The sequence below is a fragment of the Thermococcus gorgonarius genome, assembly GCF_002214385.1.
GTDB lineage: Archaea > Methanobacteriota_B > Thermococci > Thermococcales > Thermococcaceae > Thermococcus > Thermococcus gorgonarius.
The window spans coordinates 1,317,457-1,341,434 of record NZ_CP014855.1; the positions used below are offsets into that span (position 1 = coordinate 1,317,457).

Consider the following 23,978-nt stretch of genomic DNA (forward strand, 5'->3'; position numbering starts at 1 on the left):
CTTTGCCATAAACGGAGAAACCTATGAGCGAGGCAAGCGAAGCTCTGCAGAAGATTGCAAGGGGGACCGGAATAGTTTTTGCCGGGACGGTTATCTCGATGTTCTTTGGATTTCTGAGCAGGGCGGTTATAGCGAGGTACTTCTCGACTGCAGAGTATGGAGTGTTTAATTTAGCTCTGACTGTTTTGAGCATCGCCCTTGTCCTTGCTACACTTGGCTTTCAGAACGGCCTGCCGAGGGAAGTTGCATTTTATAGAGAGAAAAAGCCTTCGAGGGTTAGAGATTTAATTTCGACAGCCTTGGTGATTGTTGCCGTGAACAGTTTTGCAATCATGATGCTCCTGATTTTTGGTTCGGGCCTCATAGCTCAAGTGTTTAATGAAGAGAGACTAGTCTATTCTCTAAAAGTGATGGCTTTTGCCCTGCCGTTTTCGGCTTTAATTAGCGTGATGATTTCAATTTCCCGAGGCTTTGGGAGAGTAAGGGAGAAAGTATACTTTCAAAACGTAGTTTATCCTGTAATATGGCTGGTGTTAGTCATCTCACTTGCTCTCCTTGACCTCCCATTCGCTTCCTTGTTCTGGGCATACGTCATCGCCCAGTTCTTGACATTCCTCACATTGATCTTTGAAACCTACAGGATTGAACTCTTTGGGTTCAGACCTTCTCTCGACGCTGGACTCGGGCGGAAGTTAGTTGCATTCTCCCTTCCTCTGATGTTTGTTGGAATACTGAACTTTCTGATGACATGGACTGACACATTGATGCTTGGTTACTATAAAGGTTCCGAGGTCGTGGGGCTGTACAACGCTGCAACACCGCTGGCCAAACTGATTCCGACGTTTTTGAATTCTGCGGCTGTTATTTACTCCCCCATAGTCACCTCACTGTATGCTCAGGGGAAAATGGTAGAAATGAAAAGGGTCTACCAGGTGCTAACGAAGTGGGTATTTCTGCTGACTCTCCCGCTGTTTGCCCTCATGTTCCTCTTCCCGGAGGCCACGATATCGTTCATTTTTGGAGAGAAATATGTATCGGCAGCACTCGCACTTCAGGTTCTTTCCCTGGGCTTTATGTTTCACACGTTTCTGGGGCTAAACGGCATGACGCTGATAGTTATCGGTAAGCCGAAGCTCAACATGATCGGGGACACTTTTGCTGTGGTCTCGAACATTGCTTTGAACCTCGCTCTAATTCCCTCATATGGAATGGTTGGTGCTGCCGTTGCCACAGCAGTCTCTTATTTTATCGCCAACGTGTTCAGGTCGTACTGGCTCTATAGGATGACAGGTATCCACCCATTTAGCTGGAGCTATGTGAAGCCCCTAGCTATAGGATTTGTTTTACTCGGAGCTATTAAGTGGCTGAGTCCCAATGTTCCCAATATATGGTACGCCTTCCTGGTTCTTCTGGTCTTTATGGGGGTTTATGCTGTTCTCGTCCTTCTCAGCAGGAGCATTGATAAAGAAGATATCGAGCTGTTGCTGGCTGTTGAAAAGAAGCTGGGGATTGATTTAGGAGTGATAAAGAGATTTTTGAAGAGGTTCGTTTAGACTTTGATTTTCGGGACTTTGGCAATGGTGGCTGTTTTCAGGAACTTCATGACTTCCTTTTTCAAATGCTTTACAACATCTTCTGTGACTTCTATGCCAGGATCGTATGAGATCACTTCATCAAACTTCCAGTCTGTGACGTTGAAAATGCCCTTGAAGTTCTTGTAGTAGACAGCTATGCGGTATTTTTCAAGCTCTCTTATTTTTTCAAGTTCTTCATGAGATAAATTCATCCTAGAATAATCTATATGAGTTCCATATACCTCTGAAAAAACAGTAGAAGAGTATAATTTTTTATCATTGTAATACCTGCCCTCAGCCACATCTATTATCAGATCTCTGATCTTTGTGAGGCTTATATATCCATTTGAGCATTTCACAGGTTCAGATTCCCATGGATATTTTATCCATAGTGGAACCTGGATTAGCTCATCATACAAAAATGTGCCATGGTTTATCTTACCATGTTCCCCTAAGAGCTGGCCATGATCGCTAAGTATTATAACCAAGGAGTTGTCAAAGAGGCCCTTCTTCTTCAAAGCATTTAGCAATTTTGGTAGATTTTCAGAAAGGTATTTAATTTCCATCTCGTAACCTTTCTTATATCCAGTCACTATTTTCTCAGAGGGTTTTCCAACCCAACTTTTTACAGTCTGATAGTTTATCACTGAACTCTTAGGAAGTGTAGGATAAGGTTCATGCATCTCCATCAAATTTATTGTCATAAACATTGGTGACTTAAATTTAAAAGAAGATATCCACTGTGTAAATTCTGATAATCCAAGATCAAGTGGCCATTTTCTTAATTTACCATATACCTTTAATGTGAGATAATTATCGAGAATTACTTTTTGTATGCTAGCTTTTAAGAGCAACAGAAACTCTCCATGTTCCAATAATTTGAAAGCTGTCTGAATTGAATTCGTAGATGAATATCGCTGGAGTTTTTTCGATTCACGCTTTGAAAGGATACGAGGAAATTTTTTAGTAGGAACTACTACCTTATCGAATCCTACAAATCCAAAGTATGGTGTTACAAACATATTTGCTGATAGTAAATAGTTAGAGTACCCCAAAAGTTTTAACTCCCTAGTGAGAATATTATTATGCAGTAATTTTACTTTATCACTCTTATACTTTTTTGTCTCATGTGCACCATGAAGTGCAGGATATAGACCAGTAAATATTGATGCATGAGATGGTGTTGTCCACGGCGCGGGAGCTATTGTATTAGAATAATAATTGAATCCATACTTTTTCAATATGGGGTGTAGATATTTTTCCCCGTAGTCTTTGCGAAGTGTATCCAGGACTATTAAAATAATATTAGTGGCCTCCATCACAATTCCCCCCTAGTCTACCTCGAAGTTTTAAGTAAGTTTGATATAATGGAAGTAATAAGGGATAATAAAGAAATACTTTTGAAAGTAGCCATGATGAAATAGAGATAGCGGTTTTTAGATGAACTTTTTTTAGCATAGAACGTATTTTGGGATTTTTTAGGAGCTTATTGAAATATTGCAGATTACCATCGCAGCTACTAGCTATATATACCCTCCTAAGAATTCCAACTAACATATTTGGGATAAGTATATTCCGAAGAATATCGAGTATATCCCCTGGAGCATTATGCTTTACCAGATAATGATAAACACGTTTTTGTGCAGATATCCATTCAAAATCTTTGACACTATACGTATGGCTTAGTGAATTCCCCCGAACCCGGTAGAACGCCAAAACTTCGGAAACACAATCCACAATTTCAGCATGAAATAGCGCTTTGGATATAAATTCAAAATCTTCCCCCCGAGAAATACCTTCAGGGAATTTTATTCTGTTTGATGTTATCAACTTTCTTTTATATATCGCTGAGTGAGTCCATATTCTGAGTTCTCTTTTTAGGAATTTCCTTAGTGCAGTAATCCCAGTAGATGGAGACAATGAGCATAAAGAGTGGGGCTTGTAACTCTTGAGAATCCCCTTTTCTGCAACAATAGCGTATCCAAACAGTACTATATCAGCATTAGAGGAAACAGCCTGATTATAAGCTTTTTCTAGGCAGGTAGGGGTGATGTAATCGTCACCATCTAAAAAGTATAAATATTCTCCATTTGACAAACTGACACCTAAATTTCTAGCAGCACTGACTCCCGCATTAGGAGAGATAATAAGTTTCCATTCAAATGGGGCGTCTACTAGTCTTTCTTTTATTATCTCAACGGTACCATCAGTTGAACCTCCATCTATAAAAATTACCTCAAAGTTTCTAAAAGTCTGGTTCATTAGACTGTCAATAGTGTCCATTATGTACCTTTTGACATTTAAGGTTGGAATGACCACGCTAATTTTTGGTTTCATGGCAAAATCACCCCCACAGTACTACTTGTGTAAACTTGTGTATATTTTACTTTGATTAGGGCAATATTGGAATAAGGCTGCAAGCCATAGTATTCAGAAGCGTGTTTAAATTTTGTTCCATAATATAGGTAGTTCCAATGTAGTCTTGGATACTGCAATACACCACCAGGAAATGAGAATTTACGGATATTTGTAGGATACTCCGAAGGATAAAGCTCTCTTGCGACTACAACCTTGGAATAACCAGGTAATTTTTCGTTTCCAAAATATCCAGCAACCAAGAGTTGTTCGTCTTGAACGAAAAGTTGAGGCCCTACAGTCAGATTAGTCAGCTGATTGTAAGTATACATCACAGGAGCTATTATCAGGATAAGAACAGTAATTATTGAAATCCACCTATTTGATTTACTAGATAATACATACCTCGAAAACGGCATAAAAACTACCTGAAATACCCTCTGCCCAAGGAAGTTTGTGACCAATCCAACAACAAACAACGCCCCACTACTCACCAAGATGGAGATGTCAAATATCAATTGGTATGGCAACTGTCCTTTCTCAATAGAGCGCTTAAGATACACGATAAATCCATACGTTGCAATTAACAGCAGGCTTATCAGGATGATCCTTAAAATCCATGCCTGAAGTTCTACGATCCATTTAGGCACAAGCTCATAGTGTGGGTGAGGGGTGTATTTTATGGGGCCAAATGCTCCAGACTTCCGAAGAAATCTACCGAATATCCACCACGTCTCCCCTTCAACCTCACCCCATCTCTCGATGAGCGCTTTTAACGGAATAGAGAGGAGATTGTAGAATAACCATGTAAATCCCAACCCCCAAATTGACACAAGAAGACCGATAGTGGATGTCCTTAGATTTTTTTTATGGGGGGAGTAGTGGTTATACAGAACGATACCTCCAACAGGTAGGATATAAAACAGGAACATAAATGGGTGAGTAAATACGAGGGCAAACCAGAACATCGCTAGAATCAGAAACTTCTTCAAATTCTGACCGTGATCTATAAAGTCGAAAGTGACCTTATACAGATATGGTAAAAATACAAGGGCAAGAGTTTGTGGAGCAACTTGATCGTTGATGACATAGAAAGATAGCATCATGTAGGTCATAAGTGATATTACTGCGAACTTGATATCCCTTCCAAGTTTGCTGTAGTAGTATATCAAACCAACGTACAGTGCACTCATAAAAACAAATAGACCCACGGTGTATATGCTAATTTTTCCTATTCCACCGACTAATATAATTGAGGTTTCAAGGATGAACGAGATTGGATAGGAGAGGTATGAAAGAGAATAGGTAGCGAGTGCATCATGGGTTATTTTTCCTGTGGAGAGCATGAATTCTATTATATTAGACGGAAATATGTTTTCAACTTGTTCATAAGGAATTATAAAATACAAATTTGTCAAATAAAACAAAAGGCCATACATCAGCCCTAAAAGACTTACAGCGTACTTGCTGGTGTTTATGTAATATATTATTATCACTACGAGAACAACTGAATTTACTAAGAGAAGAACCCAGTGCACCAATGGAATCGCGCTCAAAACATTGTCCCCCTTAGAGTACGAAAAGTGAGGTTGATTAATTATGTAGATTAGGATGATTATGTATACAAATAATGAAAACAGTACTAATTGTATTTTTTTCATATTACAGACCCCCAGTTAACGTGGCCAACGTTCTTCAATTTTCATCATGTACGGCAATAGTGGGAAAGGAGCATGCTTCTTCGCCCAGAGCCACAGAGCGCTTTTTAAGGACAAATTTTGGAGGAGAAAGTCCATTTGGATATTAATTACTCCTTTGAGTCCCCATTTCTTCAGGAAGTACTCCTTTGAGCGTCTGTATCTCTCTTTACTAAACCGAAACTTTTTGTATGTTTTATTGCCACCGGGATAATGTTTAAACACCACGGCAGGAGTTACTGCAAATTTCCACTTGCCAAGTTGTTTATGTCCCCAGTAGAAATCAAGATGTTCAAAATTTATAACATAATTCTCATCCCATGTGTAATCTTTCAGAGCCTTCATTCTAAACAATGCAGAATTAGCAATAAAATCAAAATATATGTATGGAATTTCCCCGACAACTTCAAGTTTTTCTGGGACATATCGGATGAGATATCCGTTTTTATAAAACAAATTATGTCCTCCTCCACTTTTGATTTTTCCATACTCGTTCCAAATACCGGATACTCCTCCAAGCTTCTTATCTTTTTTTAGAATTTCCTTCAATAAAAACACGTTCTTGGGAACCACCATATCATCGTCTATAATTAGTAAATATTTTGTTCTACATCTTTCGACTATTCTGGCTCTTCCATATCCCAGCCCTGCATCATATGGAAGCTTTAGAACTTCTAACGGCAATAGCTCACTCATTGTTTCATAAATCTTTTCTTTTTGAGGGTCTTCCGGACCATCGTCTGCCACAATCACCTTTTTTACACCAAGTCCCACCAAAGATCTCAGGGTCATCTCAAGTTTTTCTGGTCGATAAAATGTCTTAAGCCCTACGGTAACATCATTGAGGTCTTTCACGTGGTTTCCCTCCTCCTAAGTTTTGTATTTTTAATCCATTGGAATCCTTTTAGACATACTTAAAGCGAATTCTGAGTTCTCCTCGAAGATCTCCCTCAACACTCTCCCATCTGTATCATTTGGAATTGGCAACCCAAATACGTGAAGGACTGTTGGGACTATATCGTAAACCCTCGGAAGCTTCTCGAACTTTATGTCTTCCTTTATGTGTTTACCATAAGCTGAAAAGACACCGTGAATCTCATGATCTCCCTTGTAAGTTTTCTCCATAGGCCCTTTTCCCAGTTCATGGGAAAACTCAACCCCTTTCTCGGGAATTACGATGAGCTCGGGCATATTTTTCAAGTATGGGCCTTTGTGGACCATGCCAAATTCAAGGACATCAAACACCTCTTCATACTCGCTTAGAGCCTTCATTATCTCCTTCTTTTTGCCCATGTTCCTCACATAAACCCCCCAGGTTGCTGGTTCTACCATAAACGCACTGGCATTTTGTGCTACATAATTCACAGCGCTTGATGATATCTTTGTTTTCTCTGTTATCCTGTTTAATATTTTTTTGGGTAGAGTTCTCTTAGCAATTTTAACTAACTTGGCCTTAGATTTCCTGTATTTTATAAATCCCTTTTCAGATAGAGCTTCATTTACGTAGAAGATTTTATTTTTCACTTCAAAGCCATGATCACTGACGATAAACATGACGTCGGAGACTGCCTGTGCAGTTTCTATGAACTTTTTAATAAGTCTAAAAGTAGGAGCGACAATGTGGGTATCATTACCCTCCAAGATCTGGGGAAAGATATGAGAGAACCAGTCTATCTCGCTGAAGACTATAAAATACAGATTCCAATCCTGACGCTCCAGTAAATCGTAGTATAGACCCATCCTAGTTTCGGTATATTCCTTAACACGCTTCGGATACTCGCTCTTTTTGTGTTTTGACCACTCGTGAGGAGGGTCAATTAAATACTCTGAATATTTTTTCTCAAGCTCTTCTGGATATATGGCCTGTTTTGGAGCAGCCCAATCAGAAACTATAATTGTGTTCTCTTTTTTTCGTATTCCATTAAATGGGTACGTCATTGGCAGGTTTATTAGAATGCTCTTTAAATTGGCTTCCTCAAGAATCTCTGTGAGTCGGGGATATTTCACGTCCCGCGAGGTTGCTAAACTTACTTTCCCACTTAACTTAGATACCTTCTGCCACCCTATTATTCCATGTTTTGCTGGATTGACTCCTGTTAGAATGGATGTCCATGATGGTGGTGTATACGGTGGGATTGTTGAAATAAAATCATGAAGTTGAGTGTCTACTCCAACTAACTTTGCGGTTGTTTTGTTTGCACCATCGAGGCCTATTACAACTACTTTTTTGTTTTTCATAGCTCTTCCTCCTTATTTAGCACCTTCATATAAATTCCAAGGCTCTTTTTTGCAATATTTTCTCAAGTAAACTGCTCCGCGTACTTCCTTATCTTCTTTCTGTCTCACTCATTCTCAAGGGTTATTAAAATTTTCTCCGCGAGACACACTCTGGATCAGTGGGAGGACACAGCAAACCGTATTAAGCTTTCTCAACGTTATACGTCATTTGCATTATTAGCTATTACTCTGTACTGATGCCTCAATTATCCTAACATTATAGATATCCATATAACTCCATGAACTCATTCAGTGTCCTTTCAACAAATTTAGCTTCCTCATCTGTAAGATCTCTTTTCCATCTTCCTAAATTACTCCTACTTAAATCTACCTTGAGCATGTTTTCATCAAATTCAATATTTAAGAATTCCGAGAGTTTACTCAGAGTTTTTTCCTTATTTTGTACTAACTCTTCCAAGGAGATCTCTAGATATTTATCAGTGTCTAACTTTTGTTTTTCTTCTTCCCATTTTTCAAGGATGAATTTTATGGTATGTGTCGCGTCTTCAACAGTGTTGCCTCCCCAATGTTTCGTCAAGTAAGAGGCAACAACATCCCGGAGATCACGATGAATATGGATGATCTTACAATCAGGGAACATTTCACAGAGCAATGATGCATGGAGAATATTTGTTGGAGTGTGATCAGCCCATATTTTCTTATTATACTTTCTAAGAATAGGCTGAAATAAAGAATTTACATAATTCCTTGAAATTCTAAATATCTCATCTCTTTTGAACCTCTTGGTCACGTATATCCTAGGCCTGAACCTAAATGAGGGAGTACCCAACCAAAATCCCTCAAATTCCCTAACTATTAAAGTATTGATAAATTCGTCTAAACGTCTAAAATATTCAGTTCTAGATATGAATGGAGAAAACGGTGCACGGGCATAACTAAAAAATTCTTCTCCCCTCCATTGGCGAGCCATCGCATAAGTATACTCAGGCGGGGAAATATGTAATTTGGGTAATATGAGGTATAGTCCTAGTCGGAGCTTATAATTAACTGAGCTCGGATAAAGTTTACTCATCAGTTGTCTAAACCTCTTTATAGCCAAATCAGACTTGTATTGGTCCCAGTACTCAGAAAGCGAAAGAGCCAGAGTTATAAGCCCATCTGGGTCCACAATAAACCTCGTCTCAAAGGGAAATACAAAAATATCTTTATGATATGATAGTATTCGTCCTAGTATCGTTGTTCCACTTCGCCCAGTTCCACCAATGAAGATCTGTTCGACCATGTTACCATCCTCCATACTGAGTTAGCACCTTATAATACAACTCAACGTACTTCTTACTAATATGTTGCCATTTGAATTGTTCCGCATATGTCCTTATCTTCTCCCTGTCCCATTCCTTTTCAAGGGCTATTAAAATTTTTTTGGCTAGACATTCTGGGTCAGCAGGTGGGCACAGTAAGCCATAGTCTTCTGAAGTTATTATCTCGGGAACTCCCCCCACAGCAGTGCCAACGAAAGGCAAGCCAACACCTAACGCTTCAAACATCACTGTGGGATTGCCCTCACTCAAACTCGGCAGGACGAAAATATCAGCGGCATTCATCCAGTAGTTTACTTGATCTCCGGGCACGTATCCAAGAAGTCTAATATGATCACCAAGATTCTGCTTATTGATTTTCTTTTCCAATTCTCCCTTTAAAGGACCTGTCCCTCCAACGTAACAATATACATCCTGCCTCTTCTTGAGTACTAATGACATAGCGTCAATGAGATATTTATGGCCCTTCTCCGGATACAGCCTAGCAAGGTTAAAGATAATCTTGGCGTTCTTTTCGAGTTGTAACTTTTCTCTTGCTGTTTCGCTGGGGATAAGATAATACTTCTCTGGATTATAACCATTTGGAATGTTGATGATTTTACTTGGATCTGCACCATATTGAATGAAGAGGGGAATATCACGTTTAGTTACGCGGACAAGTTTGTCTGCATTTTTCCATGTGTAAATAGCCTTATCCTTTAGGTTACTAAGGATAGAGTTCAAGTGAGGACCATTCTCGTGGAGGGTTATAATCACGGGTACATTGAATTTCTGGCCAAGCTTCACTGCTGCATACCCCTGAGGATAAGTGAAATGGGCATGTATTATGTCAAATTGTATCTTATTCTTTACAATATATTCTTCGAATTTCTTAGCTAATTTATCGCCCAACTCTTTGTTTCTTCCATCTGGTAACAGATAAATAACCGGTATTAGGTGAACTCTAACATTTGGAGGTCTCCTTTTAGTATTAACTAAGTTCTGCTTTGTAAATCTCTTCAGGTGTTCAAAATACAAAATACCACTAAAATAATTAGAGATTTCCGAAAGAGGGTTATAGTGGATTAAAACATCCACTCTAGCTACATATCTGCTTGTGACATCCACAAGTTCTTTTATAAATGCATCATACCGATGGGCGATTACCAAGACATTTAGGTCTTTTTGTACCTGCATAATACTTCTCCCTCCTCATGCACCCTTATAAATTCTTTTTCTTGTCTCTCCCAAGTAAATACCTTGGGATCTATGTTATGTCTATAATAATTATTAGTACTATTACCTAGTTCTTCAAATAAATCTGCCAAGTGCAGAGGATCAAAATTTTTAATAATAATCCCTGTCCCAATCTTCCTAAGAAGTTTCGCAGCATAAGTACCCTCATTGACAATAGGAATAGCACCACATGCAAGGCTTTCTGAGAGTTTCCATGGGGTTGCAATTTTCATATTCTCTCCTTGGAGAATTATGTAAGAATAATCAGACGCCTTAAGATACATAAAGATTTCCTCTCTAGGGATCATGCTTTTAAACGTTGTTATATCCTCCAAGTTATTTTCTTTAATGAATTTTTTAACAAAATTGCTTAATGGGCCATGACCAATTATGACAAAATGTAACTTCTTTTTAAGCTTTCTTTTTTTAATAAGCCTAATTGCTTCTAAAAATTCCTCCAAGGCGATTCCAACCCTCATACTACCCACATAAGTGATTATGACCTTATCTCTTGGCAGGTTTAAAAATGCTCTTGCTTGTTGCTTACTTACTGAAGGTATTAGTTTAGAACTTGGAAAATTGTAAAGATGAATTATAGGCTTATCGTTTGAGATAATTTCAAAATAAACCCCTACCGGGTAACTTGGGACTAGTATGTAATCCACATACCTCACGAGTTTTGTTTCAACTCCATACACAAGCTTTCCAAGGTTCTCTGAATACCAATCAGAGTACACAAAAGGTGTTAGCTCATATGCATCATAGATCAGCATAATATTATTGGGGAAAACCTTTTTTAGGAGGTAAGCCCCAAATAGTGTGTTGAAATCATTTGCATGGACGATTAAACATCCATACTTTTTAACAAGATATGCCCCATATAAAAATTCAATAACCTGAAACAAGACAGCGTTTAAAGCATATTTTATTTTACCAAAACTTCTAGAGCGTAATAAAGTTATATTCCTAACAAACACTCGATTTAAGACATTCAAATTATCAAATCTGCCCTCTCGATCTAATTGTAACACGTACACTTTAAAGCCTCGTTGTACTAAGCTTTGAATTTTCTGTTTTGTTCTACTCTCAGGATACAAAGCCTTAGAAAGGAACATCAGCACAGGAGGTTTTTTATCATGCATTTTTCAACACCTCTCAAGAATAAAATACAAAAATATCATGGCCATGGCCACTCACTGTCTTCTCCTTTTAGCTCTCCAGGGCCGTTCTCCAAGAACTCCTTAACTTTCTTTTTAAATCTCTCGTCTGTTACATAACCGACAATTCTGGCTGGATTACCGACAACTATCGCATAGTCGGGAACATCCCTTGTGACAACACTCCCTGCGCCAACCAGAGCGTATTTGCCAATGGTAACCCCAGGGCCAATGACAGCCCCTGCCCCAATGCTCGCACCTTTCTTCACCACTGTCTTCAGCTCCCTCCATTTTCCTCTGACTCTCGGATACTTGTCGTTAGTGAAAACGACGTTCGGGCCTATAAAGACATCGTCTTCAATCTTAACCCCCGAGGGAATGAAAGTAAAGGGTCTCACCTTCACGTTATCCCCTATTTCAACCCCCTCTTCAATATAAACGAAGGCGTCTATCTTAGTATTCTTGCCGATCTTGCACTTATATAGGTTTACTTGATCGTATATTCTTGACCCTTCTCCTCTCTCAACGTCCTTAATGATAGCATATCTTGGCTCCTTCATTCCATTTCACCCCTTGAATATCTCCACGGTCTGCCCAGTCTCTAAACTCTCTCTAATTTTCTCTAAAACAAAGACTGTCATGGCCCCAACGGTTGCGCTGTTTAATGGTGGCTCATTGTTCAATACCCTATCGGCGAAGTGATATATCATGTCTCTGATCGTGTTGTTGGGGATTACGGGAATTTCCCCTTCTTGGGAATCCGAGTATATTTTCACAGTCTGGGCTAAGGTGTCGATTACCAGAGTTCCCTTTTCAGTTACAATGTTTACAGCTCTGGTCTTCTTTCCATAGTCAATCCAGCTCAACTCAATGTTGACCAAAACATCATCGGGAAGCTCTGCGATTATGAAGGCCATTTCCTCAAGGCCGGCTTTGCCCCTGATGTAGCTCTTTCCGTTTCCATACACCCTAGCTGGCCACTCTTCCGTCAGGTAGTTAACGATGTCAATTGGGTGTGGTGCCAAATCAAAGATTATGTCCCTGTTTTTTGGGGGTTCGAGATAAGCACTCCATTTCAGGGTCATATAGTAGAGATTTCCAAACTCCCCCCGTTCGAGGAGTTCCTTTGTTACCTTTAGGGCATTGTTAAACCGGAATATATGATCCACTAGCAAGATCACGTTATTTTTCTCAGCTTCCCTCACAAGTCTAAAAGCCCTTCTGCTTGATAAAGCCATTGGCTTCTCCAGCACAATGTGCTTGTGGGCGTTTATTGCCCGTATTGCCAATTCATAATGAGTTTCGTTGGGAGTGGCTATGTGGACTGCGTTGATGTCATCCCTATCCAGGATGTCCTCATAACTCGTCGTGAGCATGCTCTCTGGGAGCGAGAGCTCTTTTGCCAGGGTTTTTAGTCTGTTGAAGTCCACGTCATAAATTGTCTTCAGGTTTATATCTTCCCTCTCCTCGGAAGCCGCTAGGTATTCCCTTACAAGCTTCGTTCCCCAGTATCCAGTACCTATAACTGCTACATTAAGTGCTTTATCCATTGTTCCGCCTCCCTCTTAAGTTCTCCGTTGTTTTCATAAACCCTCTTATCGAAGAATTCGTATATCTTTTCTCCCACGTATTCAGCCTGTTCCTTTGTCATTTCAACGAACATGGGAATCGTAAGAACGGTCTTTGACCATTTTTCAGTTAGGGGAAGGTCCCCCTCTTTATATCCGAATTGGGCATACGCAGGCTGTAGATGAACGGGTATCGGATAGTGGATTGCCGTCTGGATGCCGTTCTTTTCAAGCCATGCTCCCAGGAGATTCCTTTTATCTTCAGGAACCTGTATAACGTAAAGATGATAGACCGGCTTTACAGAGGGCGAAGGCTTCGGAGGCGTGATAACCTCATCAAGGTCTCCCAGTATCTTGTCGTATATTGAGGCTATCTTCCTTCTCTTTTCATTCCATCTGTCGAGGTACTTCAACTGCACTCTTCCAATCGCGGCGTTCACAGTGTTGAGCCTCGCAGTATAGCCAATGACGTCGTGGGTGTTCTTGCTCCTTCTTCCATTGTCTCTAAGTTTTCTAACGAGCTCTGCAATCTCCTCGTTGTTGGTTATTACCATCCCACCGTCTCCGCCCACGGTCATGTTCTTTGTTGGATAAAAGCTGAATATCGCAACTTCCCCGAAGGTTCCAACTTTTTTGCCCTTGTATTCAGCACCGTGGGCTTGGGCACAGTCCTCTAGTATTGGAATCCCAGTTTCTTCGGAGATTTCCATGAGCCTTTCCATATCCGCAGGGTACCCATAGAGGTGAACAGGAACGATGGCCTTGGTCTTCTCAGTAATCTTCCTTTTGACGTCCTCCGGATCGATGGTATAGGTAGTAGTGTCGATTTCTGCGAAGATAGGCTTGGCTCCAAGCAGAACGGCCCCGTTCATCGTCGCAATGAAAGTCGCTGAAGGTCCGATCACTTCTGAAGTGCTGTTCACGCCCAAAGCCTGAAATGAAAACAGCAAAGCCGTATTCCCCGAGTTTACTGATACAGCGTACTTCACTCCAAAATACTTTGCAAATTCTTCCTCGAATTTAAAGACGCTCTCTCCGAGCACCAGCTTCTCATTCTGTAGGGCATTAACTGCGGCTTCAATCATCTCTTCGTTCATAACAGGCCAAGCAAGGGGTATCTTCATTCATCTTCACCTCCGAATATCTCTTTCTCAATCTCTGATTTAACCTGTTCTAATGGCACCTTATTGGAAGCCTCAACCATAGAGAGGCCAACCCATGCTAAAATCCCAAAGGCAAGGGTCACGAGTAAAAATAGGGTTATTTTTGAAACCAAAACCCAATAGCTGGTGAAAAACAACAAATAACCATAAGTTATGATAAAGCCAATCGAGAGCATAAATAGAGATACTCCAAACAACTGACCTTTCTTTTCGCTCATTTACTCAACCCCCTTTTCGTTTATAGTTTGTGTTAATTTCAATTTTTCGTAATTCCCTCTTTATCTCCACCGAAGTTTTGAACAGATAACTCATTACGAATCCTATCGCAAGGAACTGTATTCCGCCAAGCACGAGGATGGCGGTGACGACGGCCAGCAAATCATGAGGTACGTGCCTGAACCATTCCACAACATCACGTCAACGACCTCATATCCTGCAGACGCAAACAATACTGCCCCCGTTGGAAGACCCATATTTAACCCTAAGACTGAGATCTTCATTTCACTCCCTCCTAACCATCCTCGCCAGTACGTTCAACATCAGCCCTGCAACGAACAGCTGAATCCCAATAACCACAAAAATCCCAGCCCCAATCAGTTGGGTCAAGTACACTCTCTCACCCCGGTAATAGGGACTGAGACCCCAATATGCCAATCCGGCGGCAATGATGAAAGAGACCAAACTTAAAACCCCAAACAACAGCAACGGCCTTTTGTACCCTATCAATCCGATTAGTCCCGCAAGCACCTCGAATCCGTGCCTCACAGGGTTCTTCTTGTGCTTGTTAGGAACATCATAACGGACGTCTATCGAAACCTCTCTTATCCTGAAGCCCTTCTCTGAAAGGTGCACCAGCATATCGCTCTCAACCTTGTAGCCTTCACTGTTAACCCGCAGTATCTCTCCGAGCACCTTCCTGTTCATCGCTCTGAAGCCAGATTGAGAGTCAGTTATCTTAAGACCATCTCCAAGGTTCATGTTCGTAGTGAAGTTCAGAACCCATAAACCCAGCCTGCGGTAGAGGGGTATGTTTTTCTTGGCACCGTTGAGAAACCTCGAGCCTATCACTAAATCCGCTTCTCCTCTAAGCAGAGGTTCCAGGAGGGCCGGAATCTCATCAGGATCGTGCTGTCCATCGGCATCTATCGTCACGACGAAGTCATATCCATTGGAGAACGCGTACTCAAAGCCCGTCCTCAGTGCTTTTCCCTTGCCCCCGTTAACTTCATGCCGTATAACCACTGCCCCGCTCTCTCTGGCAATTTCGGAAGTTCTGTCCTTAGAGCCATCATCAACTACCAGCACATCACCATACTTCCTGGCCAAAGTCACCACTGAGCCAATAGTTAGTTCTTCGTTGTAGGCGGGAATTATTATCAGCGTCTTCAATTTCACTTCCCCCAGATCACTGCAATTTCAAGTTGTCTCCGAGACATTGAATATTAGAGGATAGGTTCCAATAGCAAATATCACCAAACTGACAACTTTCCAAGTGCTAATAAGCTTTTCGTCACTTCAAAGTGCTAGGATTTTTAAGTCCCACCGACAATATAGCCGGAACACAGCAGAGAATAAGGGCACCTCTCATTTAAAGGGGTAGAGTAAAAAAACCAAGTCACTGTCCAACCTTGATGTTCAGCTTCCGGCTCTGTTGATAAAATAACCAAAGACGGGAGAAAACTCAAGCCGTCCCAAGGAGCTCCCGAACGGTTCTCCGGACTGCCTCGTAACTGTTCAGCTTTGGCTGCCAGCCGGTTTTCTTGGCCTTTTCTATGCTTAGGCGCATGAACTTGACGTCACCCTTCCATCCGCGGCCGCCATCAACACCGCCGGTGAAGACGAACCTCGGCCTGAGACCCATCTCTTCGCTAACTATCTCCGCTATCTCCTTCACCGTTATCCAGTCGTCGTTGCCGATGTTGTAGAAGTCGATTGTTTTGTTTTCCTTTTTGAAGTGCTCGAAGATGTGGAGCATGCCCTCAACCGTGTCGCTCACGTGTAGGTAGCTCTTCTTCTGCGTCCCATCCCCCAGGATTTCAAGTTCTTCCGGGTTCTTTTTCAGCTTGTTGATGAAGTCGTAGATGACGCCGTGGTTGGAGCGCTCGCCTATGATATTAGCAAGGCGGAAGACTAAGGCCCTGAATTCAAAGGTGTGAGCGTAGCCACTAATTAAAGCCTCGGCCGCCAACTTCGCCCCGCCGTAGACGCTTATCGGCTCCAGCGGGGCGTAGTCTTCAGGAGTGGGGATTACTTTCGCATCGCCGTAGACAGTTGAGGAGCTCGTGAAGACGAGGTACTCAACGTTTGAGTCCCTCATAGCATTCAGAAGATTGTAGGTTATGAGGACGTTGGTCTCGTAGAGCAGTTCGGGGCTCTGGGCACCGATTCTAACCTCCGGGTTTGCCGCGAGATGGAAGACGACGTCAACGCCCTCAACGGCCCTTTCAACGATCTCAGGGTTTCTCATGTCGCCCTTTATGAACTCAAAGCGCTCGTTCTCGAGCCAGTGCTTGATGTTGTCGATGCTTCCCGCACTCAGGTCGTCGAGGACGCGAACCTCGTTCCCCGATTCCATAAGCCTGTCCACGAGGTGAGAGCCTATGAAGCCAGCACCGCCCGTTACAAGGGCTTTCATAAGTACCACCAGAGCCTTATACATACTGTTATTATTAACTTTTTGGAAAAAGTTTTTTATTCCCTACACAGGATTTTGAATCATGATGAGAATCTTCACGCTCCCGAAAAAGGAGAAGGAGAGAATAGTCAAAGAACTCCGGGAAGCTTTGATGAAAAGGAGGGAAATCCTATTCGCTTACCTTCACGGTTCGTTCCTCGAGGAGGGACCGTTCAGGGATATCGATGTGGGGATTTACATAAGGGGAACCGTTAACAGGTTCTATGAAATGGAACTAGAGGAAGAGCTTAGCAGGCTTGTGAAATTCCCCGTCGATGTAAGGATTTTAAACGACGCTCCGGTAGCGTTTAGGTTTCGGGCCATAGGTGGCAAACTCCTTTTCTCGAGGGATGAAAGGGCAAGGTGCAGATTTGAGGAGATAACAATGGCGGAGTACCATGACTATTCTTATTACCTTGAACTTTACAGGAGGGAGGCCCTTGGAATTCCTCAAGAAGACCTGCAGTCATGATTTGTATCATTCCCGTAAAAATCTCAGAGGGGTGATCGAATGAAAGTCCTCATAATGGCCGGTGGCTACGCGACGAGGCTCTGGCCCATAACGAAAGACAACCCAAAGGCCCTGCTCCCTGTTGGAGAGAAGACTATACTCGACTACATAATGGAGAAGGTAAGCGAGCTGGGCTTAGAGACCTACATCTCGACCAACCGCTTCTTTGAGATGCACTTCAGGCCCTACGCGGAGAAGTACGGGGTTGGATTAATCGTGGAAGAGACCCTCCATGAAGAAGAGAAGCTCGGCACCATAGGGGCGATGAAGAGAGCGGTTGATGAGCTTGGTCTTGACGACTACCTCGTCATAGCGGGCGACAACCTCTTCTCGTTTTCTCTTCGGGACTTTCTGAGAGCCTACGACGGCAAAACACTGATAGCGGTCTACGATATAGGCGACCTTGAGCTGGCAAAGCGCTACGGTGTGGTCGTCCTTGAGGAGGATAGGGTTGTTTCATTCCAGGAGAAACCAGCCCAGCCTCAGTCCACGCTCATAAGCACCGGCGTTTACGTCTTTCCAAAGAGGGTTATGGAGCGCATAGATGAGTACCTATCAAACGGGAACAGGGATTCGCCGGGCTATTTCATTCAGTGGCTTTTGGAGAAGGGGGAACCGATAAAGGCTTACCGCTTCTCGGACTACTGGTACGACATAGGAAGCGCAGACAGCTATCTTGAAGCACTTAAAACCCTCCTTAAGGAGAGTCACATCGAGGAAATTCAAATAAGCCCGTACTCTAAGATAATTCCGCCGGTGGTTATAAAGAAAGGCACCAAAATCCTCGGCCGCTCGATAATTGGGCCCTACGCGTACATCGGCGAGGAGTGCGTCATTGAGAACTCCGACGTCAGCGACTCAATAATCTTCAGGAAGACCGTGATAAGGAACTCGACTATATGGCGCTCCATCATCGACGAGAAATGTGAGATAAGGAACCTTGAGCTGAGGAAAAGCCTCGTCGGCGGGCACGCTAAGATACAGAGGGGAGAATGAGGGAAAGGGGAGACAGACACCGTGCTGAAAAAGCGGAAGTGAAAACTACTTACGGGAGTTTAAAGCCGAGAAAGTCAAAGCTCCACTGCCAGTGAGCTTTTAAAACCTGAGTCCCTTCCATCTCCTGGTGCGGAAAATGATCGGACTGATCTTTGACATGGACGGTGTGATCTACCGAGGGAACAAACCCGTGGAAGGTGCGAGAGAGTTAATGGAATTCCTGAAGAGGAGGGGGATTCCCTTCATATTCCTCACCAACAACTCAACCAAAGACCCGGCCATGTACCGGGAAAAGCTCCTCTCAATGGGAATAGATGTTCCCGAAGACAGGATCGTAACCTCGGGACTCGCCACCAGGCTCTACATGGAGAAGCACTTCAGGCCCGGAAAAGTTTTTGTTATAGGTGGAAAGGGCCTGCTGAGGGAGATGGAACGCCTAGGCTGGGGAGTTATCGACGTAGAAAAAGCCAGAAAAGGTGAGTGGAAGGAAATAGAATACGTCGTTGTTGGCCTCGACCCGGATTTGACCTACGAAAAGCTCAAGTACGCCACACTGGCCATAAGAAACGGGGCGAAGTTCATAGGAACGAACCCGGACACAACTTATCCAGCGGAAGAAGGCCTATATCCCGGGGCAGGGGCGATAATAGCCGCAATAAAGGCCGCAACCGACATGGAACCTCTGATAGTAGGCAAACCCAACGAGCCGGTTTATGAGGTGGCCAGGGACAAGCTGAAGGGCGTCGATGAGATCTGGATGTTAGGGGACAGACTCGATACCGACGTGGCCTTTGCAAAGCGCTTCGGCATGAAGGCCGTGATGGTTCTTACCGGAGTGAGCACGTTGGAAGATATCGAGAGGAGCGATATGAAACCCGACCTAGTCCTTCCGAACGTCGGGGAACTGATTAAATACCTTGAGGTAGTGGAGGAAGAGGAATGAAGCTGGAGGAACTCCTCAAGAGGGTGATATGGCAGGAAAACGAGATGTACAACCTGTACAAACTCGGGGAAACGTTCGCAACCTACGAGAGGCCCGAGCTTGTTGAAGTCTTTAGGCTTTTGGCCGAGGAAGAACTGAGACACAGAAAAACCTTCGAAGGGTTGCTAAAAGGGAAAAGTCTGGAGGAGACGCAGGTAATTGACTACCTGGAAGCCCTCTCCCTGGAGCCGATGCTTGAAGACGAAAGGTCAGAGCCCTCCTCCCTGGAGGAACTCATCGAAGATGCCATAATAAGGGAGAAACACGCCTACGAGTTTTATTCAAAGCTCTCAGAAATCCTTGAGGGCTCACTGGCCCAGATAATGAGGATGATGGCCGGGGAAGAGCTCAAGCACGCCTACCGGCTGAGGTTTATATACGAGGGGCTCTGAGAGAGCAGGATTTTTTATCCAATTATTGAACTCCCGCCTTTTTAACTCAGTGGCCCAATCTACAAAACACCAAGACTCTTTTCGTCACCATGGCAAAATCAGATAGGGCAAGATATATCTACCTCAACTTACAATCATCCTGTGCTGTTCCTTCTACTAAAAAACCCAGAAATGGGCAATAATAAGACAGGGGTGTTTATATGCCTGTTGAAAAAGTGATGAAAAGAGATGGTAGAATAGTGCCATTTGATAAGGAGCGTATAAGGTGGGCTATACAGAGGGCAATGCTTGAGGTCGGAATCCACGACGAGAAGCTTCTCAACAAAGTCGTCAGAAGGGTTGTCAGAAGGATAAACGAGCTCTACGACGGGCAAATCCCGAACATAGAGAACATCCAGGACATAGTAGAGCTCGAGCTCATGAGAGCAGGGCTTTTTGACGTTGCCAAGGCTTACATAATCTACCGCAAGAAGAAGGCCGAGATAAGGGAGGAGAAGAAGAAAATCCTCAACAAAGACAAGCTGGATGAAATCGACAAGCGCTTCTCTCTAAACGCCCTCCGCGTTTTGGCATCCCGCTACCTCATAAGGAACGAGAAGGGGGAAATCATTGAAAGCCCAAAAGAACTCTTCGAGAGAGTCGCAACTCTGGCGGTGATTCCGGATCTGCTCTACGATGAGCGGGTTTTTGACAGGGAAGGCAACCATGAACAGGATTTAAAGAGGGTCAACTACTACCTGGAACACTTTGAGGAGTTCGACGGAAGGTACTCAATAGGTCGCTTTAAGCTGAACAAGTACCACTTCGAGAGAATGGTAAACCTCTACCGCGAGCTCGCTGAGAAGGGCAAGATGAAGATTTCCATAGACGAGTTTTTGAGCATGCTGGAAAACGGCGCCTTTGACGACTACGAGGCTGAAATCGAGGAGTACTTCAGGCTGATGGCTGGTCAAGTTTTCATGCCCAACACTCCAGCCCTCATAAACTCCGGAAGGCCCCTCGGCATGCTCTCAGCCTGCTTCGTCGTTCCAATAGAGGACGACATGGAGAGTATCATGAAGGCGGCGCACGACGTGGCCATGATACAGAAAATGGGGGGTGGTACTGGAGTTAATTTCTCAAAACTTCGTCCGGAGGGTGATTTCGTCGGTTCCACTGCCGGAGCGGCCTCGGGCCCGGTCTCGTTCATGCACCTCATAGATGCCGTCAGCGACGTAATAAAGCAGGGTGGCGTGAGGCGTGGAGCCAACATGGGCATCCTCGAGGTCTGGCATCCCGACATAGAGAAGTTCATCCACGCCAAGGAGAGAAACACGGGAACAAACGTCCTCAGCAACTTCAACATAAGCGTCGGCATCTGGGAGGACTTCTGGGAGGCACTAAAAGAAGGCAAGCGCTACCCGCTTGTGAACCCGAGAACCGGCGAGAAGGTCAAAGAGATTGACCCTAAGAGCCTCTTTGAAGAGTTGGCCTTCATGGCCTGGGCCAAGGCGGACCCAGGGGTTGTTTTCTTCGACGTCATCAACAGAAGGAACGTCCTGACGGAAGCAAAGGGAGGGCCGATAAGGGCCACCAACCCCTGCGGTGAAGAGCCCCTCTACGACTACGAGAGCTGCAATCTGGCCAGCATAAATCTTGCAAAGTTCGTGAAGTATGACGACGAAGGAAAGCCCTACTTTGACTGGGACGAGTACGCCTACGTGATACAGAAGGTCGCGAAGTACCTCGACAACGCAATCGATGTAAACAAGTTCCCGCTGCCGGAGATAGACCGCAACACAAAACTCACGAGAAGGATAGGCGTCGGAATGATGGGTTTGGCGGATGCACTCTTCAAGCTCGGAATCCCCTACAACAGTGAGGAAGGCTTTGCCTTCATGAGAAAAGCCACCGAATATCTGACGTTCTACGCCTACAAGTACTCAATTGAGGCCGCTAAAAAGCGCGGAGCCTTCCCGCTCTACGAGAAGAGCAGGTATAAGGACGGTGAACTGCCCGTCGAGGGCTTCTACCACCGCGAAATATGGAACCTGCCTTGGGACGAGCTTGTTGAGGACATAAAGAAGTATGGAGTCAGAAACGCCATGGTCACGACCTGCCCGCCGACCGGCTCCGTCTCGATGATAGCCGACACATCAAGCGGAATCGAGCCGATATTTGCCCTCGTATACAAGAAAAGCGTGACAGTTGGCGAGTTCTACTACGTTGACCCGGTCTTTGAGGCCGAGCTCAAGAAACGCGGGCTATACAACGATGAGATACTGAAGAAGATAAGCGACAACTACGGCTCGGTCCAGGGACTTGAGGAGATTCCAGAGGAGGTGCAGAGGGTCTTCGTGACGGCCATGGACATCCACTGGCTCGACCACATATTAGCGCAGGCCAACATCCAGCTCTGGCTCACAGATTCAGCGAGCAAGACCATAAACATGCCGAACGATGCAACGGTTGAGGACGTTAAGGCCGCTTATCTGCTCGCCTACAAGCTCGGCTGTAAGGGTGTCACAGTCTACCGCGACGGCTCGCTCTCGGTCCAGGTTTACAGTGTCGAGGGAGAGAAAAAGAAGCGCGTTCCGGCGAAGCCGAGCAAATACGCGATTGAGAAGCTCAAGGCGGTTGTCGAAGCCGAGCCGTGGCTGGCGCGCTTCATCAACGTCGAAGCTATACTCAACGGTACGAACGGGAAGAAGGACGCTGAGAAACCAGGACTGACCTTCTCAGTTTCCCATGTCTCGGCTCCAAAGCCCATCCACGAGCACCCGCACCACGCCGAGAAGCCCGACATCCCCGAGGAGAAAATAAGAGAACTCTTAGGCGTTGCCTACTGCCCCGTCTGCTACGAGAAAGACGGCGAGCTCGTCGAGCTTAGGATGGAGAGCGGCTGTGCAACCTGCCCACGCTGCGGCTGGAGCAAGTGCGTCATAAGTTAGCTTCTCTTCTTCCATTTCTATGCTTTCCCAGAAATTGACATTTCTCTGTCAAAGCATCCTTTTTAAGGGCCACGTTTTAACTTTTGCCACTCAGAGGAAAGCCTTAAGTGAACCGGCCCTAACTTTGGGTATTCGGGGGTGTTGACATGGACAAGGTCTATCTCACCTGGTGGCAGGTTGATAGGGCGATATTTGCACTAGCCGAGGAGCTAAGGAAAAATTTCATGCCGGACGTGATAGTCGGAGTTGCGAGAGGCGGACTCATTCCAGCCGTGAGGCTCAGCCACATCCTCGGCGACGTCGAGGTCAAGGTTATCGACGTTAAGTTCTACAAGGACATAAACGAGAGGATGGAGAAGCCCGTGATAACGATTCCGCTTCACGGCTCGCTGGAGGGTAAGAAGGTCGTCATAGTGGACGACGTCAGTGACACCGGGAAGACTCTTGAGGTCGTCATTGACGAGGTCAGGAAGGCTGGAGCGAGCGAGGTTAAAGTTGCATGCCTCAGCATGAAGCCCTGGACGAAGGTTGTTCCTGACTTCTACGTCTTCAGGACTGACAAGTGGATAGTCTTCCCCTGGGAGGAGTTCCCTGTCGTTGTGAGGGAGTAATCCCTTTAACCCATTTCTCCAACTTTTCTCGGTGGTGCTATGAGGGCGTTCATAGCGATTGACGTCAGCGACGAAGTTAGGGACAATCTCCTAAAGGCCCAGAAAAGGATAGGGAGTAAAGCGGCAAAAATAAAGTTCGTTGAGCGCGAGAACTTTCACGTAACGCTCAAGTTCCTCGGTGAGATAGACGAAGCAACCGCTAAAGAAGTCAAGAAGGTTCTAGCGGAGATAGCTAAGAAGCATAAAAAGCACCGCGTCCGCGTTAAGGGCATCGGCGTCTTCCCGAACCCCAACTACGTGAGGGTAATCTGGGCGGGCATAGAAAACGACGAGGGGCTTAAGGCGATAGCTCAGGATGTTGAGAAGGAGATGCGTCGCTTGGGCTTCAAGAAAGAGAAAGACTTCGTTGCACACATCACAATTGGCCGCGTCAAGTTCGTGAAGGACAAGCTTGAGCTGGCGATGGCGCTGAAAGACCTCGCCAACGAGGACTTTGGTGAGTTCGAGGTTAGCGCGATAGAGCTCAAAAAGAGCACGCTGACGCCTAAGGGGCCGATCTACGAGACGGTGGCGAGGTTCGAGCTGGCGGAGTGAGG

General features: G+C 44.3%; 23 protein-coding genes. 8 read left to right on the plus strand and 15 right to left on the minus strand.

What is annotated here, in order from left to right; all coding sequences use genetic code 11:
- The first annotated feature begins 23 nt into the window (after nucleotides 1–23).
- Nucleotides 24–1,553 carry a flippase gene (locus tag A3K92_RS07355; RefSeq protein ID WP_088885641.1) on the plus strand — a complete coding sequence of 510 codons (1,530 nt, stop codon included), beginning with the start codon at nucleotides 24–26 and terminating at the stop codon, nucleotides 1,551–1,553.
- Here A3K92_RS07355 and A3K92_RS07360 read toward each other — a convergent pair.
- The 15 genes from A3K92_RS07360 to A3K92_RS07430 form a co-directional block, all read right to left on the minus strand.
- The gene (locus A3K92_RS07360; RefSeq protein ID WP_088885642.1) at nucleotides 1,550–2,893 is read right to left on the minus strand and encodes a sulfatase-like hydrolase/transferase; all 1,344 of its coding nucleotides are present in this window, start codon (nucleotides 2,891–2,893) and stop codon (nucleotides 1,550–1,552) included. The genes A3K92_RS07355 and A3K92_RS07360 overlap by 4 nt on opposite strands.
- The gene (locus tag A3K92_RS07365) at nucleotides 2,880–3,911 is read right to left on the minus strand and encodes a glycosyltransferase family 2 protein (protein ID WP_088885643.1); all 1,032 of its coding nucleotides are present in this window, start codon (nucleotides 3,909–3,911) and stop codon (nucleotides 2,880–2,882) included. The genes A3K92_RS07360 and A3K92_RS07365 overlap by 14 nt, the downstream gene beginning before the upstream one ends.
- On the minus strand, nucleotides 3,908–5,467 hold the full coding sequence (locus tag A3K92_RS07370; RefSeq protein ID WP_198361934.1) for a hypothetical protein: 1,560 nt from the start codon (nucleotides 5,465–5,467) through the stop codon (nucleotides 3,908–3,910). Before A3K92_RS07370 ends, A3K92_RS07365 begins: the two co-directional genes overlap by 4 nt.
- A gap of 138 nt (nucleotides 5,468–5,605) precedes the next feature.
- Nucleotides 5,606–6,481, minus strand: a complete 876-nt coding sequence (locus A3K92_RS07375; RefSeq protein ID WP_088885645.1) for a glycosyltransferase family 2 protein — start codon at nucleotides 6,479–6,481, stop codon at nucleotides 5,606–5,608.
- A 30-nt stretch (nucleotides 6,482–6,511) separates the two neighbouring features.
- Nucleotides 6,512–7,864, minus strand: coding sequence for an alkaline phosphatase family protein (locus tag A3K92_RS07380; protein ID WP_088885646.1), 1,353 nt, complete (start codon nucleotides 7,862–7,864; stop codon nucleotides 6,512–6,514).
- Nucleotides 7,865–8,120: 256 nt separating this feature from the next.
- Complete coding sequence (locus tag A3K92_RS07385) at nucleotides 8,121–9,146, minus strand: sulfotransferase family protein (protein ID WP_157722439.1); 1,026 nt, start codon at nucleotides 9,144–9,146, stop codon at nucleotides 8,121–8,123.
- Nucleotide 9,147: 1 nt separating this feature from the next.
- Entirely contained in the window at nucleotides 9,148–10,359 is a 1,212-nt protein-coding gene (locus tag A3K92_RS07390) for a glycosyltransferase (RefSeq protein ID WP_088885648.1), read from the minus strand.
- Nucleotides 10,338–11,540: a glycosyltransferase gene (locus A3K92_RS07395; RefSeq protein WP_088885649.1), complete on the minus strand. Its 1,203-nt coding sequence runs from the start codon at nucleotides 11,538–11,540 to the stop codon at nucleotides 10,338–10,340. The genes A3K92_RS07390 and A3K92_RS07395 overlap by 22 nt, the downstream gene beginning before the upstream one ends.
- 35 nt (nucleotides 11,541–11,575) lie before the next feature.
- The gene (locus tag A3K92_RS09705) at nucleotides 11,576–12,115 is read right to left on the minus strand and encodes an acyltransferase (RefSeq protein WP_088885650.1); all 540 of its coding nucleotides are present in this window, start codon (nucleotides 12,113–12,115) and stop codon (nucleotides 11,576–11,578) included.
- Nucleotides 12,116–12,121: 6 nt separating this feature from the next.
- Nucleotides 12,122–13,105 (minus strand): Gfo/Idh/MocA family protein, encoded by a 984-nt coding sequence (locus tag A3K92_RS07405; protein WP_088885651.1) that lies wholly within the window; start codon nucleotides 13,103–13,105, stop codon nucleotides 12,122–12,124.
- Entirely contained in the window at nucleotides 13,084–14,247 is a 1,164-nt protein-coding gene (locus A3K92_RS07410; protein ID WP_088885652.1) for a DegT/DnrJ/EryC1/StrS family aminotransferase, read from the minus strand. The genes A3K92_RS07405 and A3K92_RS07410 overlap by 22 nt, the downstream gene beginning before the upstream one ends.
- Entirely contained in the window at nucleotides 14,244–14,504 is a 261-nt protein-coding gene (locus A3K92_RS07415) for a transcriptional regulator (protein WP_088885653.1), read from the minus strand. The genes A3K92_RS07410 and A3K92_RS07415 overlap by 4 nt, the downstream gene beginning before the upstream one ends.
- Before the next feature lie 4 nt (nucleotides 14,505–14,508).
- Nucleotides 14,509–14,694 carry a hypothetical protein gene (locus A3K92_RS07420; protein WP_198361935.1) on the minus strand — a complete coding sequence of 62 codons (186 nt, stop codon included), beginning with the start codon at nucleotides 14,692–14,694 and terminating at the stop codon, nucleotides 14,509–14,511.
- Nucleotides 14,695–14,787: 93 nt separating this feature from the next.
- The gene (locus A3K92_RS07425; protein WP_088885654.1) at nucleotides 14,788–15,675 is read right to left on the minus strand and encodes a glycosyltransferase family 2 protein; all 888 of its coding nucleotides are present in this window, start codon (nucleotides 15,673–15,675) and stop codon (nucleotides 14,788–14,790) included.
- 292 nt (nucleotides 15,676–15,967) lie between these two features.
- Nucleotides 15,968–16,921, minus strand: coding sequence for an NAD-dependent epimerase/dehydratase family protein (locus tag A3K92_RS07430; protein ID WP_088885655.1), 954 nt, complete (start codon nucleotides 16,919–16,921; stop codon nucleotides 15,968–15,970).
- Between the two features lie 82 nt (nucleotides 16,922–17,003).
- On the opposite strand from A3K92_RS07430, the gene mntA reads away from it, so the two are divergent.
- The 7 genes from mntA (at nucleotide 17,004) to thpR (ending at nucleotide 23,976) form a co-directional block, all read left to right on the plus strand.
- The gene (mntA, locus tag A3K92_RS07435) at nucleotides 17,004–17,432 is read left to right on the plus strand and encodes a type VII toxin-antitoxin system MntA family adenylyltransferase antitoxin (RefSeq protein WP_088885656.1); all 429 of its coding nucleotides are present in this window, start codon (nucleotides 17,004–17,006) and stop codon (nucleotides 17,430–17,432) included.
- A 39-nt stretch (nucleotides 17,433–17,471) separates the two neighbouring features.
- Nucleotides 17,472–18,467, plus strand: a complete 996-nt coding sequence (locus A3K92_RS07440) for a sugar phosphate nucleotidyltransferase (RefSeq protein ID WP_088885657.1) — start codon at nucleotides 17,472–17,474, stop codon at nucleotides 18,465–18,467.
- A 136-nt stretch (nucleotides 18,468–18,603) separates the two neighbouring features.
- Entirely contained in the window at nucleotides 18,604–19,410 is an 807-nt protein-coding gene (locus A3K92_RS07445; protein ID WP_232460942.1) for an HAD-IIA family hydrolase, read from the plus strand.
- Nucleotides 19,407–19,841, plus strand: a complete 435-nt coding sequence (locus A3K92_RS07450; RefSeq protein ID WP_088885658.1) for a ferritin family protein — start codon at nucleotides 19,407–19,409, stop codon at nucleotides 19,839–19,841. The genes A3K92_RS07445 and A3K92_RS07450 overlap by 4 nt, the downstream gene beginning before the upstream one ends.
- A gap of 200 nt (nucleotides 19,842–20,041) precedes the next feature.
- Complete coding sequence (locus A3K92_RS07455; protein WP_088885659.1) at nucleotides 20,042–22,771, plus strand: adenosylcobalamin-dependent ribonucleoside-diphosphate reductase; 2,730 nt, start codon at nucleotides 20,042–20,044, stop codon at nucleotides 22,769–22,771.
- A gap of 146 nt (nucleotides 22,772–22,917) precedes the next feature.
- Entirely contained in the window at nucleotides 22,918–23,382 is a 465-nt protein-coding gene (locus A3K92_RS07460; RefSeq protein ID WP_088885660.1) for a phosphoribosyltransferase, read from the plus strand.
- A gap of 39 nt (nucleotides 23,383–23,421) precedes the next feature.
- Entirely contained in the window at nucleotides 23,422–23,976 is a 555-nt protein-coding gene (thpR, locus tag A3K92_RS07465) for an RNA 2',3'-cyclic phosphodiesterase (RefSeq protein ID WP_088885661.1), read from the plus strand.
- The last annotated feature ends 2 nt before the right edge of the window (nucleotides 23,977–23,978 follow it).